The 19,135-nt window shown below is 28.3% G+C and carries 16 protein-coding genes; all 16 read right to left on the bottom strand.

What is annotated here, in order from left to right:
* Window positions 1–4: 4 nt before the first annotated feature.
* On the bottom strand, window positions 5–1,030 hold the full coding sequence (recA, locus tag AYC61_RS20090) for a recombinase RecA (protein WP_066507478.1): 1,026 nt from the start codon (window positions 1,028–1,030) through the stop codon (window positions 5–7).
* 207 nt (window positions 1,031–1,237) lie between these two features.
* Window positions 1,238–2,479 (bottom strand): competence/damage-inducible protein A, encoded by a 1,242-nt coding sequence (locus tag AYC61_RS20085; protein ID WP_066507476.1) that lies wholly within the window; start codon window positions 2,477–2,479, stop codon window positions 1,238–1,240.
* A 10-nt stretch (window positions 2,480–2,489) separates the two neighbouring features.
* Window positions 2,490–3,047 carry a CDP-diacylglycerol--glycerol-3-phosphate 3-phosphatidyltransferase gene (gene pgsA, locus AYC61_RS20080; RefSeq protein WP_066507475.1) on the bottom strand — a complete coding sequence of 186 codons (558 nt, stop codon included), beginning with the start codon at window positions 3,045–3,047 and terminating at the stop codon, window positions 2,490–2,492.
* Window positions 3,034–4,374 (bottom strand): 30S ribosomal protein S12 methylthiotransferase RimO, encoded by a 1,341-nt coding sequence (rimO, locus tag AYC61_RS20075; RefSeq protein WP_066507474.1) that lies wholly within the window; start codon window positions 4,372–4,374, stop codon window positions 3,034–3,036. Before rimO ends, pgsA begins: the two co-directional genes overlap by 14 nt.
* Window positions 4,374–5,429: a tRNA 2-selenouridine(34) synthase MnmH gene (gene mnmH, locus AYC61_RS20070; RefSeq protein WP_066507470.1), complete on the bottom strand. Its 1,056-nt coding sequence runs from the start codon at window positions 5,427–5,429 to the stop codon at window positions 4,374–4,376. The genes rimO and mnmH overlap by 1 nt, the downstream gene beginning before the upstream one ends.
* 151 nt (window positions 5,430–5,580) lie before the next feature.
* Window positions 5,581–7,896: an FtsK/SpoIIIE family DNA translocase gene (locus AYC61_RS20065; RefSeq protein ID WP_066507467.1), complete on the bottom strand. Its 2,316-nt coding sequence runs from the start codon at window positions 7,894–7,896 to the stop codon at window positions 5,581–5,583.
* Between the two features lie 46 nt (window positions 7,897–7,942).
* Window positions 7,943–8,767, bottom strand: coding sequence for an undecaprenyl-diphosphatase UppP (gene uppP / locus AYC61_RS20060; RefSeq protein ID WP_066507464.1), 825 nt, complete (start codon window positions 8,765–8,767; stop codon window positions 7,943–7,945).
* 219 nt (window positions 8,768–8,986) lie between these two features.
* Window positions 8,987–9,703, bottom strand: a complete 717-nt coding sequence (locus AYC61_RS20055) for a ClpP family protease (protein ID WP_066507460.1) — start codon at window positions 9,701–9,703, stop codon at window positions 8,987–8,989.
* Between the two features lie 49 nt (window positions 9,704–9,752).
* Complete coding sequence (gene dapG / locus AYC61_RS20050; RefSeq protein WP_066507598.1) at window positions 9,753–10,973, bottom strand: aspartate kinase; 1,221 nt, start codon at window positions 10,971–10,973, stop codon at window positions 9,753–9,755.
* Between the two features lie 214 nt (window positions 10,974–11,187).
* The gene (locus AYC61_RS20045; protein WP_066507458.1) at window positions 11,188–11,427 is read right to left on the bottom strand and encodes a YlmC/YmxH family sporulation protein; all 240 of its coding nucleotides are present in this window, start codon (window positions 11,425–11,427) and stop codon (window positions 11,188–11,190) included.
* Between the two features lie 219 nt (window positions 11,428–11,646).
* Window positions 11,647–12,930, bottom strand: a complete 1,284-nt coding sequence (locus AYC61_RS20040; RefSeq protein ID WP_066507456.1) for a M16 family metallopeptidase — start codon at window positions 12,928–12,930, stop codon at window positions 11,647–11,649.
* Window positions 12,931–13,145: 215 nt separating this feature from the next.
* Window positions 13,146–13,868, bottom strand: coding sequence for a polysaccharide deacetylase family protein (locus tag AYC61_RS20035; protein WP_066507453.1), 723 nt, complete (start codon window positions 13,866–13,868; stop codon window positions 13,146–13,148).
* A gap of 289 nt (window positions 13,869–14,157) precedes the next feature.
* Window positions 14,158–16,263: a polyribonucleotide nucleotidyltransferase gene (pnp, locus tag AYC61_RS20030; protein WP_066507452.1), complete on the bottom strand. Its 2,106-nt coding sequence runs from the start codon at window positions 16,261–16,263 to the stop codon at window positions 14,158–14,160.
* 612 nt (window positions 16,264–16,875) lie between these two features.
* Window positions 16,876–17,142 (bottom strand): 30S ribosomal protein S15, encoded by a 267-nt coding sequence (gene rpsO / locus AYC61_RS20025; protein WP_066507450.1) that lies wholly within the window; start codon window positions 17,140–17,142, stop codon window positions 16,876–16,878.
* Window positions 17,143–17,327: 185 nt separating this feature from the next.
* Window positions 17,328–18,236, bottom strand: a complete 909-nt coding sequence (locus AYC61_RS20020; RefSeq protein ID WP_066507449.1) for a bifunctional riboflavin kinase/FAD synthetase — start codon at window positions 18,234–18,236, stop codon at window positions 17,328–17,330.
* Between the two features lies 1 nt (window position 18,237).
* Window positions 18,238–19,131 (bottom strand): tRNA pseudouridine(55) synthase TruB, encoded by an 894-nt coding sequence (truB, locus tag AYC61_RS20015; protein ID WP_066507446.1) that lies wholly within the window; start codon window positions 19,129–19,131, stop codon window positions 18,238–18,240.
* Between the last annotated feature and the right edge of the window lie 4 nt (window positions 19,132–19,135).

The raw sequence follows: 19,135 nt of genomic DNA, 5'->3' as shown, positions 1-19,135 counted from the left end.
TCGTCTATTCATTATCTGATTCATTTTCTATTTCTTTACCATCATTTAATAAGTCATGTTTTTTTCTTACTTTGTATTCAATTTCATTTAGTAATTCAGGATTTTCAGATAAGTAAAGCTTTGCATTATCTCTACCTTGTCCAAGTTTATTATCTTCATAGCTATACCATGAACCTGATTTTTTAACTATATTATCCTCCACAGCTGCATCAAGTATACATCCCTCTTTTGATATACCTTTTCCATATATAATATCAAATTCTGCAATTCTAAAAGGAGGTGCAACTTTATTTTTTACAACTTTTACTTTTGTTCTATTACCAATCATTTCATTGCCACGTTTTAACGTCTCAATTCTTCTTACATCTAATCTAATGGATGAATAGAATTTTAACGCTCTACCACCAGTAGTAGTCTCAGGATTTCCAAACATTATACCAACTTTTTCTCTAAGTTGATTTATAAATATTGTAACCGTGTTTGATTTTTTTATAGCACCTGCAAGTTTTCTTAAAGCTTGTGACATCAACCTTGCCTGTAATCCAACATGGCTATCTCCCATTTCACCATCTATCTCAGCTTTTGGTACTAAAGCTGCAACTGAATCTACTACTATTACATCTACAGCACCACTCCTAACTAAAGCTTCTGCAATTTCTAAACCTTGTTCTCCCGTATCTGGCTGAGATACTATTAAATCTTCTGTTTTAACGCCAAGATTTCTAGCATAAACTGGATCCAAAGCATGTTCTGCATCTATGAAGGCTGCGGTTCCTCCATTTCTCTGACTTTCTGCAATTATATGCAGTGCTACTGTTGTTTTACCAGAAGATTCTGGTCCATATATTTCTATAACTCTTCCTTTTGGTACTCCCCCTATACCTAATGCTATATCTAATTGAAGTGCACCTGTTGAAATTGATTCAACATTAAGTATTGAATCTTCACCGAGTTTCATTATTGAACCTTTACCAAATTGTTTTTCAATTTGACCTAGTGCCATTTCTAAAGCTTTCTTTTTCTCTAACATAATAACCCAGTTTCCTGGTTCACCACCTTAATAATATTTCGAACAAACGTTCTATAGATATTATATAATACTTCTTATATATGGTCAATCTTTTTTAAATTTATTGTGAAAAAAAGTCTGAAAAATTTATATTTATCTATAAAATTAATATATTTATTGCGTGTTATAAAAAAATTATGAACTGTTGTCCATAATTTTAATGCATATTTATATTTCCTTACCTAGCAGCAATTTTCTCACCAAATCAAATACTGTATTAGCTGTTTTATTTTGAACCTTGTGCCTATCTCCTAAAAATACCCTTTTCACTGTATATTCTTTATCTTTGAACACTACACCAAAATATACTAAGCCAACAGGTTTTTCTTTCGAACCTCCTGTAGGTCCTGCTATTCCTGTCACAGATACGGCTATATCTATATCACATTTATTATATAATCCACGTGCCATGCCTATTGCAACTTGCTTACTTACTGCTCCATATTTGTCTAAATCCTCTGGACTTACACTTACTTCATCCATCTTAGCCTGATTACTATATGTAACTATTCCTCTATCAAACACTGCAGACGATCCAGGTATTCTTGTAAATCTGCTACTTATTAGACCTCCTGTACATGATTCACAAAAACCTATTTTAAGACCTTTGTCCATAAGTATTTTAAAAACAACCTCTTCTAATGATTCTAATTCTTTACTAAAAATATATTCTCCTATTTTTGCTTCTACATGTTTAACTGTATTTTCTATTAAGCTACCTGCTACCTCTAACTTGTTCGATTTTGCTGTCACTCTTACCTCAACATGTCCATCTTTTGCATATGTAGCTATTGTAGGATTAGTTTGCTTGTTTATTAAATCAATTATAGCATCTTCTACATTCGATTCACCTATTCCAAAAACACTAAGCGTTTTAGATTCAATTATTTCATTAGTTTTCTTTTTTAATTTTGGTATTACACAATTTTCAAATACATTTTCAAGTTCTCTTGGTGGACCTGGTAGTAATATTACTATTTTATCGTTTTCTTTAACATAAATCCCAGGTGCAGTTCCAACCTCGTTTTTTAGGGCTTCACAACCTTCTATTATATAAGCTTGCCTTTCTACCGACTTAACAAATTTAATATTTCTAGCATAATAAAAATCATCTATATCTTTCATGATTTTTTCGCTAAATATTAACTCTTTGTTTAATACAGATGCTACACAATCTTTAGTTATATCATCTTCTGTTGGACCTAATCCTCCAGTTAAAATGATTAGGTCTGATCTATCTAGTGCAGTTTTTATAATTTCTTCTAATCTTCTTTTATTATCCCCAACTGAAACATGATAATAAACATCAATACCTATTTTAGCTAATTCTTCTGACAAATACCTTGAATGAGTATTAACTATATTGCCCAATATTATTTCGGTTCCTACGTTTATGATTTCGCTTTTCATAACTGGCCTCCTAGTCGTTAGTTTTGTTAGAGTGAGAACTAAATACTTTTCTATTATTATACATATAGTCTATAGCAGAAATTATTGTAAAAATAACAGCAAGTATTACAGAAATCGTATCAAACGGTAACCCAATCAAACTAAAAGGATAATTATCTAATAGTAGTGTTATAATAGCAACTATTTGTGTGATTGTTTTTATTTTACCCCACCAACTAGCAGCTATTGTTATTCCTTCTGAAGCAGCTAAAACTCTAAATCCTGTTATTGCAAACTCTCTTGCTATGATAATCATAACAACCCATGCTGATATTTTGTCCATTTGGAGTAATGATATCAATGCAGCTGATACTAGTAGTTTGTCTGCTAATGGATCCATGAATTTACCAAATTTCGTTACTTGATTTCTACTTCTAGCAATATATCCATCTAAACTATCTGTTAAAGCAGCTAATATAAATAAACATACAGCTATAATATCTCCATAAGGTATTTTCACTAGAAGGAAAAACATAAAAAATGGAACTAAAAATATTCTTGCAATAGTTAATTTGTTAGCTAAGTTCATTCAATATTACTCCCTTCAAATCATATTCAAAATGTTCCTTTATTTTAACTTTTGCAATTTCACCAATTGCCAGTTTTTCTTTTGACTGAACATATACAATACCATCAATTTCTGGACAATCCATATATGATCTTCCAATGTACAAATCTTCATCTTCAATTTCTTCTTCTATAAGCACTTCATATATCTTTCCTATTTTTTTGTTATTTATTTCATCAGATATTTTCATCTGTAACTGCATAATCATATCATAGCGCTCTTGTTTTGTTTCTTCTTTGATTTGATCATCTAATAACGCAGCTGGTGTACCTTCTTCTTTAGAATAAACAAATACTCCTAATCTGTCAAATCTATACTCATTAACAAAATCTAATAATTCATTAAATTCTTCCTCTGTTTCACCTGGAAATCCAGTTATTAATGTAGTTCTTATTATTATATCACTTATTTCACTTCTTAGTTTGTTAATCAGTGTACAAATATTCTCTTTAGAAGTTCCTCTATTCATTGTTTTTAATACTCTATTATTTATATGTTGAATAGGTATATCTACATAGCTTAAAACCTTTTCATTTCTTTTTATACTTTGAATCAACTCATCTGTAAAGGTTTCAGGATATATATATAATAATCTAATCCATTTTAAACCTTCTATTTTATTGAGTTCATCTAACAAAGTAGCTAACATATATTTACCATATAGATCTATCCCATATTTTCCTGTATCTTCTGCTGTGAGAATTATTTCACTGACACCTCTGTCGACTAATAAGTTTGCTTCCTTTACTATATCTTCTATATTTCTACTTCTATATTTCCCTCTAAGCTTAGGAATAATACAGTATGTACAATGATTATCACATCCTTGTGATATTTTTAAATATGCATAGTGCTCTGGTGTTGTTAAAACCCTATTACAATTTTCAGGATATAATGAATTAATACAATCTATTTTATAATATTTTTCTCCAGCTACAAGCTTATTTATTACTTTAAATATATCTGTAATATTTCCTGTACCAACTATAGCATCTATTTCTGGAATCTCTTTTATTAATTCATCTTTATATCTTTGAGCTAAGCAACCGCACACGATTATATATTTACAGCTTCCTTCATTTTTATATTGTACAGCTTGAATTATTTCATCGATAGATTCTTCTTTAGCATCATTTATAAAACTGCATGTATTAATAATTATCACTTCTGCATTTTTTAAATCATCAACAAATTCAACATCATTTTCTTCTAATATTCCTATCATTATTTCTGAGTCTATTGTATTCCTTGAACAACCTAGTGACAATAGTGCTGCTTTTAGCTTCATTACATATCTCCTCTCAAGCCTAAATTATTAGTAAATGCTTTTAATTCTTCTATTGCTTCTTCTATTTTATTATACATAATTATTTTATCATATTGTTCTATTTTATCAATCGAATAATTGTATAAGGGGTCGTAATATTTTTCCATAAGCTCTTTAATAACATATTCATAATCTTTATTTTTGATTCTATCTATAAATTCTAAAACTACTTTTTTACCAAGTGCATTTTTAAGTTTACATATCGCAAATATAAGCCTATCATCATTTTTTTTATCTTCTTTTATATAATCTTCTAATGCTGTTTCTATTCTATTATTAATATTAGTATTTAATAATATGTGTCTTCCATTTATTAATTTAGCGAACAGAAACTGTGGCATAATAACTTTTCCTATTCTCTTACTTTCACTTTCAGTAAAATAATATTTACTCTTTTCATCTCTTAATATTTTGTATAATTCAGATTCAAAACTTTTTTGCGAACATGATTTATTATCAAAAGATATTGAACCAAATACTGAACCACTATTTTGAGCCATTTGTTCTAGGTTTAATACTGGATAGCCTTTCTTTTTAAGTATATTTAATATTTTTGTCTTAGCTACCCCTGTATATCCATGCAAAACTATTAATTCTAAATCTTTATTATATTCATTTAGCCAATTAATGACATATTTTCTATAGCTTTTATAACCTCCTATTACCAGATAAACCTCTAATCCCATAATACTCAATACTTGAGCAATTGAATTACTCCTCATACCACCTCTATAACAATAAACAGCTATCTTTTTATCATTACTACATAGTTTTTTAAGTTTTATAAAGTAATCATATAATTTGTCAGAAGCATATTTTAGTCCTAACTCTTTTGCTTTATCTTTGTCAACTTGCTTGTATATATAACCTATTTCTTCTCTTTCAGAATTAGTAAATATAGGTAAATTATAAGCACCAGGTATATGATCCTCTTCATATTCAATGGGACTTCTTACATCTATAAAAATAACATCTTTTCTCTCAATTATATCCTCAATTAGAACCTTATTTAACATTATTGTACACCTACTTTTTAAATATCTTCATATGTAACGAAACTCCTACTCACTTCTAACCTAGGAGTAAGCAATTCACACTAAATCGAGATTTAGATTCTCTGCTTAAATAGTAAACCGCCAAACAAAATTTAATTGACGGTTTTATAATCTATGCATTATTATCAGCATATTCTTCTTTGCTTACTAAAACTTTTCTAGGCTTACTACCTTCGTGGCCTCCTACTATACCTCTTTCTTCCATTTCATCAACAATTCTCGCTGCTCTTGCATAACCAACTTTTAATTTTCTTTGAATATATGATATAGATGCTTGTTGTTCGTTGATAACAAGCTCAATTGCTTTTGTTAGTAATGGATCTACATCTTCATCTATGGGTTTTACAACGCTTGCTTCAATGTTATTTATTATATCTTCTTTATATTCCTGTGTTCCTTGGCTTTTTAAGAACTCTACTATCCTTTCTACTTCTTTATCATCAATATATGAACATTGCACCCTAATTGGTTTAGATGACCCAACTGGATAATATAGCATATCCCCTTTTCCTAAAAGCTTTTCTGCTCCATTCATATCTAATATAATTCTTGAATCTGATTGTGATGAAACTGCAAAAGACAGCCTTGAAGGTATATTGGCTTTGATAGTACCAGTAATAACATCTACTGATGGTCTTTGAGTAGCTACAATTAAATGTATACCTGCTGCTCTAGCCATTTGTGCTAATCTACATATACTGTCTTCTACTTCTGTTGGTGAAGCCATCATTAAATCTGCTAATTCATCAATTATGATTACTATTTGAGGCATCTTATCCTTATCTAAATCTTTTATCTTTTCATTATAACTTTTTATATCACGTACACCATTTTCTGCAAAACTATTATATCTATTAATCATTTCTGTAACAGCCCAATTTAAAGCACTAGAAGCCTTTTTAGGATCTGTCACTACAGGAATTAATAAATGTGGTATGCCGTTATAAATACTTAATTCAACAACCTTTGGATCTATCATTATTAATTTAACTTCATCAGGTTTAGCTTTATATAATATACTAGCTATTAAAGTATTTATACAAACACTTTTCCCTGAACCAGTAGCTCCAGCTATAAGCATGTGTGGCATTTTTTCAATGTTAGCAATAATTGCTTTCCCAGCGATATCTTTACCTAATGCTATACTAAGTTTACTTTCTGATGATTTGAATTCTTTTGATTCTATGACATCTCTTATTTTAACACTATCCTTGACTCTATTTGGAACTTCTATACCGACAGCAGCTTTGCCTGGTATAGGTGCTTCAATTCTTACACCAGATGCTGCTAAGCTTAATGCTATATCATTTGATAAATTTACTATTCTACTTACTTTAATACCTGGTGCTGGTTGTAATTCATATCTAGTTATGGTAGGGCCTCTGCTGATTTGTACTATTTTTGAATCTATTCCGAAATTTTTCAGAGTATCTTCAAGCTTATTGGCATTATTTAATATGAATTTTTTTTGATTATCATTATAATCAATACTAGCTTTTTCCAAAAATTCAATATCAGGTTTTTTATAATTATCATATATACTTTTACTGTTACTTGGATTTATAACAACAGTTTTATCTTCTTCTATAGAAACATTCTTTTCTGAAGCTTGTTTGTTAACTTTTTTATCTAATAAATTAAATTTGGGCACATCTCTTGTGTAGTCTAATATCTCAATTTTTTTATCCAAATCGGATTTTTGCTGCTCAATATTTGTATTTTCTAGTTTAATATCGTCTTGTTTCTTTATGATTGGTCTATCCTCTACTACTTCTTCTACGTCTTCATATACAAATATAAAATCAAGTATTGCTTCATAAGCACATTTAAATATCCTATAAATACTCTTAAAAAAGCTTCTTATAATCTTTACAAGACTAATCTTAGTTAATAATATGAATGTTACTAAAAGAATACATGCTAATACTATATAAGTACCTATAACACCAAATAAATTAACAAACATGTAAGCTAGAATTGCTCCTATTATTCCTCCGCCTTGTAAGTTACTACCACTTTCCTTAGCTATTTTTAATTTCTCCATAAATGGTAAAGATGTAATATCTCCAAATGCTATTATATCAATAATAATTAAATAACATATAAATATTATGAATAAAAGTATAAGATTCCTTTTAAAGCTTTCTATCTTATTTGCAAATATAAGTAAACCTGTAAGCATAATTATTATTGGAATAAAATACCCTCCAAAACCTGTTAGCATCCAAATGTATTTCCTAGTCATATCTCCAATATAACCAGCCGAACTGCTTTTTAAAAATACGTAAAATAATAACCCTAGCCCAATACCAACTACTCCTAATATTTCATTCTTATAGCTTCTTTGTTGTTTTACCTTTGTTCTTTGCTTAGTATTTTTATTACTGCTTCTTTTGTTATTTTGACTAGCTGTATCTCTTTTACTCATCATACCACCTCTTATGAGTATTTCTTTTTTATTCGTTAAAATCCTGCTATTTAAATAAGTTTAGTACTATTATAACTCCTCCTAATATCCATAGATAAAAGGAAAAATAATATAATTTTCCTTTTTTTAACATAGTTATTAAGAATTGTATTGCAAACAATCCTACTATTGTAGATATTACAGTTCCAATTATTATTGGTGCATTTAATACAGCTCCTCCTCCAGAAAAAGCCTCGCCTATTTTCAATAAAGTTGCTCCAAATATACTTGGTAATGCAAGAAAAAATGAAAATTTTGTTGCTAATTCTTTGTTTAAACCTACAAGTAATCCTCCTACTATTGTAGAACCTGATCTAGATATTCCTGGTGTTATTGCAACACCTTGTAGTATACCTATAATAATAGCATCTATGTATTTAAAGCCAGTTATATTTTTCTTGCCTGTAGCCATTTTTTCACTAATCATTAATATGAATCCAGTTACTATTAAAGCTATTGCTACACTAATAATTGAAGAATATAATCCTTCGAAAAAATCCTTTAACAAAAATCCCATCAATGCTGTAGGAATACTACCTATAATAAGTAACATATCTAATTTCCTGTATTCATTATTTACTCTAAGACCTTTACCTTTAAATAAATCACCTATCATCTTAAAAAATTCAACTACTAATTTATATACATCTTTATGATAAAATATAATAATTGAAGCTAATGAACCAAAGTGAAGCATAACTGTAAAAAATACAGTTCCTTCTGTTATTCCAAAAAAACTTTGTAGTAAAACTAAATGTCCTGAGCTACTTATTGGTAAAAATTCAGAAATACCTTGGAAAATACCAAGTATTATTGCTTGAAATAAAGTCATATAAGAACCTCCTGTAAAAAACTAAAGTGTTAATGGTTTTCACTAACACTTTACTGAGTAATTATAACACAAATTAACTTTTTTATCTATACTAAACAATGTAAATCAGAGCCGTATAAATTACTATTTTCTAATATTAAATGGTAATTTAGAAGTTTTAATTATTAACCCAGATTATTCATAGTGCTTTACTCTAAGTTATAAATAATCAAGTGTTAACTAGCTTTCCATTAATTCATAAAGTTTAGCTATAGCCTTATCTAAACCTCCTACTTCATCTATTAATCCACATTCAACAGCTTCTTGACCTATTAAAATTGTTCCTACATCATTAGCTATTTCGTCTGTTTCATACATTAATTGTTTTAGGTATTCTCTAGAAATATCTGATGTTCTCAAAATGAAATCTAATATTCTCTGTTGCATCTTTTGAAAATATCTAAAGGTTTGTGGTACCCCTATTACTAAACCAGTCATTCTTATTGGATGAAGTGTCATAGTGGCTGTTGGAACAATATATGAATAATCAGACGAAGTTGCTAAAGGTACTCCAATACTATGCCCACCACCTAATATTAATGAAACCTTTGGTTTACTCATACTATTTATCATTTCTGACAACGCTAAACCAGCTTCTACATCTCCCCCAACTGTATTAATCAGTATTAAAAGACCCTTAATTTTAGGATCTCTTTCAGCAGCTAATAACTGTGGTATTATATGCTCATATTTTGTTGCTTTTTTTTGTGGTTGAGCAACAATATGACCTTCAATCTCTCCAATAATCGAAATAAAGTGTATATCTTCTGGAGGCATAGGAATTTCTTGATTTCCTAGTTCTTTTACATTATTCAGCTTATGATTCCTCTCATTTATAATTTTTATATCTTCGTTTTTTTCATCTTGGTTTATAATTCTCTTTTCATCATTTTGCATTTATTTACACCTCTTCATAATTAGATTATCATTAGTTTTTACAAATAGCCTAATTATATACTTTGGTATCATTACTTAGTTGAAATTCCTTGTGTAAAGCATTTATTGCTTTATTTACATTTTTAGTTTGTATTAGACACCATATCGTTGTATGAGAATCAGATGTTTGAAGAATGTCAACCTTTTCACTATATAAAGCATTAACTATTCTTTGCATAACACCAGGTTTCCCACACATTCTATGTCCAATTATACTTAATTTACTAAGATCATTAACAATATTGTAATCATAATCTTTCTTTTCGATTATTTTAATAAGTTTACTTAAATCACTTGAACAAATAGTAAATATTATTTTTTCTACGAAAAAATTTATTAAATCTATGCTTATGCCATTATCAGCAATTTCTTTCATAAGTTTATTAATCATGTTTTTATCATTCTGTGTACTTATAGTTATTTGTGTTTTATTTGACTTATGAGTCAACGCACTGATGATTTTTTCATCTTTAAGAAAGTTATTAGATTGTACTGAATTTGTAACTAGTGTTCCGCTGCTATCATTAACAGTATTTCTTATCAAAATCTTCATGTTTTTATTTTGTGCTATTTCTACAGCTTTAGGATGTATCACCTTTGCACCATCTTCAGCTAATTGATAAAGTTCATTATAACTTATTGTCTTAATTACTCTGGCATCAGATACGATTTTAGGATCAGCAGTTAATACCCCATCTACATCCGTGTATATTTCTACTAATTCACTATTTAATGACTCACCTAATAGAACTGCTGATGTATCACTTCCGCCCCTACCTAATGTTGTTATTTCTCCATTTTTAGTCATGCCTTGAAAGCCTGTTATTACTGCTATTTGGCCTTTTTCTAAACAATTTAATATTTTTCTTGTATTTATATATAAAACTTCCGCATGGCCATAATTAAAATCTGTTATTATACCCGCCTGTCCTCCTGTAAAAGCTGTTGCATGAAGACCTCTTTCATTTAACATATTAGACAAGACCACAGAAGATATTATTTCGCCACATGACATTATCATATCCATACTTCTTAAATCGACAATATCTTTATTGATTAACTCAATTAGAGAATCTGTTGCATACGGGTCTCCTTTTCTACCCATTGCAGATACTACAACAACTAAACTATAACCTTCATTATATCTTTGTAATATTCTGTTTAAAGCATTTTCTCTTATATCTTTATTAACTAAAGATGTACCGCCAAATTTTTGAACAATTATTTTCATACTTTCCCCTCTCTTACAACACATCATATTAGTCATCCTAATATATATAATATCTTCGAGAAGGGTTTTTGGTTCATGTTTTCTAATTTATAGAATTATAGAAATAATTATTATCTCATTCGTAGAATGAGCTTCATTAAAAAAAAGTATTTAATTTTCTATGAATAATCTGGGTTATATATTAAAATGTTTTATATAATACATACACTATTTTTTATCCTTCCATATCTATAATTAACATGTCATTACCTATTTTTTTGATTGCTTCCCAGGGGATTTCTATTTCTGACCTATCATTGAACATTATAAATTGGCTTCCGTTATCAGGAACAAGCAGTGATATAATTTTGCCTGTTTTTTCATCAATTAATAAATCGGAATTTCCTATAATACCTAGCCTGCTGCCATTATTTATATTTAAAATTTCTTTACCTGCCATTTTAGTTAATCTCATATTATACCTCCTTTCTATTATGTAATTCTAATTAGTATTGTTTTTTTAAGTTTATTTTTAATAATTAGTATATTTAATTTTATGAAACTATTTTAAAAATATTCATTATCATTTATGATAATATCAATTTAGATATATATTGCTATTATTACTCCTCTACTTAATAAAAAATCTCTAAAATATTTTGAATTTATCAAAATGTTTTAGAGATTCTATTTTCTATGCTTCTTGTTTTAAAGAAACTAAACTATTAAATTTTTTATTGACTTCATCTTTTTCATTAACTTTTCCTACATATGCAATATTGAGTTTCTCTTCATAAAATAGTATTTCAATAATTTGCTCTATATCTTCCAAAGTAATTTTGTCAATCTTCTCCAATCCTTCTACTGGAGGAACAATTTTATTTAATAATAATTCAGATTTTCCTAGTGATATCATTCTACTTGATGTACTTTCTAGACCAATGATATAATTGCCTTTTAATTGTTCTTTAGACCTTTGCAGTAAATTTTCATTAATGCAATTTTTCTTAATTTTATTTACTTCTGCTAATATCATATCTACAACATCTACTATATATTGAGGATTAATCCCAGCATATATAATAAATGCTCCTGCATTACTATATAACAGTGGATATGAATATATGGAATATGCTAAACCCTTTTCTTCTCTAATCTTTTGAAATAATCTAGAACTCATGCTGCCACCCAAAATATTATTTAACACCATTAGTGAATAATAATATTTACTACTTGCTGGTATACCTTGCATACCCATACAAAGGTGAAGCTGTTCTGTTTCTTTACTCTTATAGAGAAAATTACTCTCTATTTCAGGAGCCACATGTTCTTTAATTATATTATCACTATAACTCCAATTTTTGAAATATTTTTCTATCAAATCTATAGCTTCTTGAGTTTTTACATTTCCTGCTATTGAAACTACTGTGTTATTAGGTATGTAGTGTTCATTAAAATAACGCATAATTTCACTTCTATCCATGTTTAATAATGTATCAGCATGTCCAAGTATAGGAAATCCTAATGAATGATTATTAAATATAGCTTTTGATATTAAATCATGAGCTATTTCTTCTGGAGTATCCTCATACATATTTATTTCTTCTATTACTACTTTTTTTTCTTTCTCTATATCATCTTCATCGAAATTAGAATTAAATATCATATCACTTAATACATCTACAGCAGTTTCAAAATGCTCATCTAACACCTTTGCATAAAAACAAGTACATTCCTTAGATGTAAATGCATTAATTTGACCTCCTATATTATCAATAACTTCAGCTAATTCCTTTGCTGTTCTATTTTTTGTTCCTTTAAATAACATATGTTCTATAAAATGTGACACGCCGTTGTTATTTTCTTTTTCATTTACTGAACCAGCTTTAACCCATAATCCTATTGTTACTGATCTTACATGAGGAATCTCTTCAATAACAACTCTAAGTCCATTTTTTAAAGTTATTTTATTGTACATTATTCTCTCCCTTATTTTATTTCTACCTAAGCATAGTTAATTATAAATCATAAACCGTAAAGTTTCAAGACAAGAACATTTATTTTAACCCTTATTATTTATATAACTTTGAATAATGTCTGTGTAGTTTTGAATTATGAACAAAGTACTAAAATGAATCACTAATTCATTGGAAGAATGAGTTTATAATAGTATACGATTTTAATTTCCTATGATTAATCTGGGTTTATTATATCTGTTATTGTTCCGAGTTTATAACCTTTTTTCCTTAGCTCTTCAATAATAATTGGTAGTGCTTTTATTGTTTCTGGTTTAGGATGCATCAACACAATACCTGAATTACATGCTTTGCTTAAAACTCTCTTTATTATAATATCCTTCGTGCTATCATTTCTCCAGTCAATTGTATCTATACTCCACATAATAATTTTATAGTTTAATGCCTTTGCAGCTTTTATTGTATTATCGCTATAATGTCCTGATGGTGGTGCGAAGTATTTACATTTTACGTTAATTATACTGTTGATTATATTTTCTGCTTTTTTAATCTCATTAGTATTTTGAGTATAACTTAGATTTCCATATTTCTCATGGAAATAACCATGATTACCAATTTCGTGTCCTGCTTTGTAAATACTTTTTAAAACTTCTGGATTTTTTTTTGCCCATGTTCCAGTAACAAAAAAAGTTATTTTAACATTATTTTGTTCTAAAATTTTTAGCATATCAGGTATATACTCTTCTCCCCAATCAACATTACATGTCAATGCAATAATCTTATCATCTTTTGAACCTTTATATATCAAAGCTTCGTCGACATCAAAAACAGTTGCATTATCATTTAACCTAACATAACCAAATATTGATAGAATAATTAATACCGCAGCTACAATAATCATAAGCACTTTTCTTTTAGATATAAAAAATATTCTTCTCATATAATAAACCTCCATTTATTCTATATAACAATTAATATTAATAAATGAAGATTTAAATACCTAATTAAATGTTTTTTACAAAAATAATTTAATTTTCTCATAAAAAAAAGCTACAATTAATAATTGATAGCTAATTTTCTTTTTAGAACAAAGTCTTCGTTAAAGTTTAAAAGGAAGACTTTGCCCTCCATATAACGAAATTATAAAATTATCCGTTTAAAAGATTCTAAATTTCTTACATGTTATAAAAATTATAATATTGAGTACAAAAAAGCGTAAACCAATAGGTTTATGCCTTTTTATTATTTTCTTCATCTTTAGGTAAAGCATCTTTTCTCGATAAATTTATTCTACCTTGGTTATCAATTTGAGTTACTTTAGCTAGTACTTCATCTCCAACCTTTAATACATCTTCTACTTTCTTGATTCTTTCTTTCGCTATATTAGAAATGTGTATTAAGCCTTCTTTTCCAGGTTGTAATTCAACAAAAGCTCCAAAATTAGTTATTCTAACAACCTTACCTAAGTATATCTCTCCTACCTCTATTTCCTTAACAATATTTGATATTATCTTAATGGCTCTTTCTCCACTTTCTGCTTCATTTGTAGAGATAGTAACTTTACCATTATCTTCTATATCTATTTTGACACCAGTTTCATCTATTATTTTATTAATTGTTTTTCCACCTGCGCCAATAACATCTCTAATTTTTTCTGGATTAATTTCCATAGTGAAAATTCTTGGTGCATATTTTGAAAGCTCTTCTCTAGGCTCTGATATAACTTCAAGCATTCTGTCTAATATGAACAGTCTACCAATCCTAGCTTTTTCAAGTGCTTCTGTTAATATTTTTCTATCTATACCATGAATTTTTATATCCATTTGAATAGCTGTTATACCATCTTTAGTTCCAGCTACTTTAAAATCCATATCACCTAAGAAATCTTCCATACCTTGAATATCTGTTAGAATACTAACATTATCTTCTTCTTTTATTAATCCCATTGCAATACCTGCTACAGGCTCTTTAATAGGTACTCCTGCATCTAGTAACGCTAAAGTACTTCCACATACACTTGCTTGAGATGATGAACCATTAGAGCTCAAAACCTCTGATACAAGCCTAATTGTATATGGAAAAACATTTTCATCAGGTAATACAGGTACTAATGCTCTTTCTGCTAATGCTCCATGACCAATTTCTCTTCTACCAGGACCTCTCATCGGTCTAGTATCTCCTACACAGTAAGGAGGAAAATTGTAATGATGCATATATCTTTTCTTTTCTTCTTTATCATTTAATCCATCTAAAATTTGTACATCTCCAGGAGCTCCTAGTGTAGCTATTGTCAATGCTTGAGTTTGACCTCTTGTAAATAATCCAGAACCATGTGTTCTAGGTAATAAACCAACCTCGCATGATATCTTTCTTATTTCATCTAATTTTCTATTGTCAGGTCTATTCTTATCAACTGTTATCATTTTTCTAACTTCTTTTTTAAGCATAGAATTTAATATTTCATTTATATCAGTTATATTTTCAGGATATTTTTCACCAAATATCTCTTTTACTTCTGTTTTTACTTTTTCAATATTTTCTAATCTTTCTTGCTTTTCTATAGTTTTTATTGCATCAACAAGTTTGTTTGAAGCAAACTCAATTATCTCTTTCTGTATTTCTTCATCTACTTTAAATAATTCTACTTCTATTTTCTCTTTTCCGACTTCTGATTTTATACTCTCTACAAAGTCACAAATTCTTTTTATTTCATCATGCGCAAGTAATATTGCATCAAGCATTTTTTGCTCTGAAATTTCATTAGCTCCAGCTTCAACCATCATTACTGCATCTTTTGTTCCAGCTACTACAAGCTGTAAATCGGAGCTAGCCATTTGCTTTTCATTTGGATTAAGAACAAACTCATCTCCTATTAATCCTACTGAAACAGCTCCTGTTGGTCCATCAAAAGGAATATCTGATATGCTTAAAGCTATTGAAGAACCTACCATTGCCACCACATCAGGTGAACAATCTTGATCTACAGATAATACTGTTGCTACTACCTGTACATCATTTCTAAATCCTTTAGGAAATAGTGGTCTTAGTGGTCTATCTATCAATCTTGATGTTAAAACAGATTTATCACTAGGTTTACCTTCTCTTTTGATAAATCCACCAGGTATTTTACCCACTGAATATAATTTTTCTTGAAAATCAACACTTAAAGGGAAAAAATCTATTCCATCTCTAGGTTGTTTTGAAGCAGTTACATTTACCATTACAACAGTATCACCATATCTAACAAGGCAAGAACCATTTGCTTGTTCACAAACTTTTCCTGTTGTTACTACAAGCTTTCTTCCTGCAATGGAAATCTCAAAATTTCTTTCCATTATATTATTTACCTCCTTTTTAGTCCTAATTTACTCTACTCTTCATCATACATCTATGAGCTTTATAACTATTACTAGTATGTTATTATATTGTCCAATTATCAAATGTATATATGTTTATTTTTATGTAATTTATTAAACTGTATTAAATGCAAATTAAAGTTTTTTTGCTTAATCTAACTCCTACTAGATTTCTTCGTTGGAAAAAGCAAAAGTTGTATCTGTTATTCATTTTATAATATGACTCACTACCTATTTTCTTCAAGTGAATTCACAAGAAATCATATATTTAAGTTCTCTACTCATGAACAACAACATAAAATCATAGATTTTATTTCTCTGTTTAATACTATTATAACATATAAAAATACACACACTAACTTATTTAATATCTAACTTTACCAATAATAACGAACTCTCCAATTTAAATAAATCATAAGGTAGACTTTGCTCTAATCTATTTAAAGAAATTATTTCATAATTCCTTATAGATATATAAAAGTCTTCTACTATTTATTATTATTAAAGTTGACTTTTATAAAATTCATTAGTAATTATATCATAGTTTTCTTAATAATTATAATAATAGAGCGGGTACATCCCCGCTCCAAATTACTTTCTTAATCCAAGTTTTGCTATTAGATCACGATATCTTTCAATATCTTTATTTTTTAAGTAGTTTAATAAACCTCTTCTTTTACCAACCATTTTCAATAAACCTCTTCTTGAATGGTGGTCTTTTTTGTGTTCTTTTAAATGCTCATTTAAATCATTAATTCTATAAGTTAATATAGCAACTTGAACTTCTGGTGATCCAGTATCTCCTTCGTGTACTTTGTACTGCTCAATAATTTCTAATTTCTTTTCTTTACCAATCATTAATATACCTCCTAAATTTATTATACACCTTAAGCTATGTACCTGCCGAGGTAACAAAATACAGAGCAAAAGGAAATCACAATTTATTTTATCACAACCCAATATTAATGTAAACCCTGATAATTAATATAACCTAAATAATTATATTAAGTTTATCATGATATCTAATATTTTTATCCTTTGTCTTACTTTTTTATACATACTATATCTTTTTTGACTTGGCTAATCAATTCTTCTATGTCATTAAATTTTCTTTCGGGTCTAATAAAATCTAACAATTCCACTTTTATATTTTCCCCATAAATATCCTTATTAAAATCTATTAAATGAGTTTCTACTACTATTTCATGTCCATCAAATGTTGGTGTCATACCGACATTTGTTATACTATCAAAACTTTTTTCACCATATATAACTGATGTTTTATAGACACCTAACCGTGGTATGATGATATTAGATATTTTTATATTAGCAGTAGGAAATCCTAACTTATTACCTAGACATTTGCCCTTTATTATTTTACCTTGCAAACTAAAATTTCTACCTAATAACATATTAGCAATATTTATTTTCCCATCTTTTATTAATTTTCTAATATAAGTGCTACTAACTATTAATCCACTATCACATTTAACAGGAGGAACTACTATTATTTCAAAGCCATATTTTTCTGATAATTTTTTAAGAACCTCTATATCTCCTTGTCCTTTATAACCAAATCTATAATTAAAACCTACAACTATTAGTCCAATATTGAATCTACTGAGTAGTACCTTTTTAATAAATTCTTCTGGAGTTAATTTCATTATATCTTTACTAAAATCTATCATGTATAAGTAATCAACATTCATCTTTTCAATTTCTTCAGCCTTTTGCTCATTATTCATCAGTAAATCAGGCTTATAATCTTTATCTAGTATGCACTTAGTATGATTTGAAAATGTAAAAACCATACTTTTTAAATCAAGTTCTTTACTTTTGTTTTTCATAATCTTTATTAACCTTTGATGTCCTATATGTAAGCCATCGAAGTTTCCTAAAGCTATGGCTACTTTTTCATTTATTTTTATATTGTCATTTATATAAAGCTGCACATCAATCACCTTTTATAAAAACTTTTTGCATTTTTAATAATTTTCTATTATTAATTATTTCAATTTTACCAATGCCAATAAACGTATCTCTACAATAAACTCTATATAATTTATTTATATCATATTTACTATCATTAAGGATTATTTTAACTCCATTTATTATTCGTTTATAATGAATATCATTTAATATGAATTTTTCAAAATTATAAAGAGCATAATCTATTGGTTTCAGAATACATTCTAATTGATGTTTTTGTGCCATTTCATCAATTTCTTCAACGGTTTTGGCGCTATTTATATCAAATATACCAACTTTAGACCTTAATAAAAAATTCATGTATCCAAAAGTTCCTAGAATTTCGCCAATATCATTACATAATGATCTAATATATGTCCCTTTGGAACATTCTACATCAAATAAAGCACTTTGTTCTCCTATATGGACTATATCTATATTATAAATGAATACATCCCTTGCTTTGAGTTCTATGTTTTTCCCTTCTCTGGCTAATTCATATAATTTTTTACCATTATGTTTTAGTGCTGAATACATGGGTGGTATTTGCTTAATAGCTCCTCTAAAACTATTTATAGCGTTATATATTTCTTCCTTATTTACTTTTTTATCAGATGTTTTTATTATTTTCCCATATCTGTCTTGAGTATCAGTTTGCTTTCCTAACATTAGCTCGCATCTATAACTTTTTTTATCATCTGATAAAAATTGTGCTATTTTAGTTGCTCTTCCTAAGCAAATAGGGAGAACGCCAACAGCATTGGGGTCTAATGTTCCTGTATGACCTACTTTCTTTTGACAAGCTTTTTTTCGAATAAAACTAACTACATCATGCGAAGTCATACCGCTGGGTTTAAATACATTTATTATTCCATCCATTATA

Source organism: Abyssisolibacter fermentans, assembly GCF_001559865.1.
GTDB classification, from domain to species: Bacteria; Bacillota; Clostridia; order Tissierellales; family MCWD3; genus Abyssisolibacter; species Abyssisolibacter fermentans.
The sequence above is the reverse complement of the archived record's forward strand: the minus strand, read 5'-3'. Positions and strand labels throughout refer to the sequence as shown.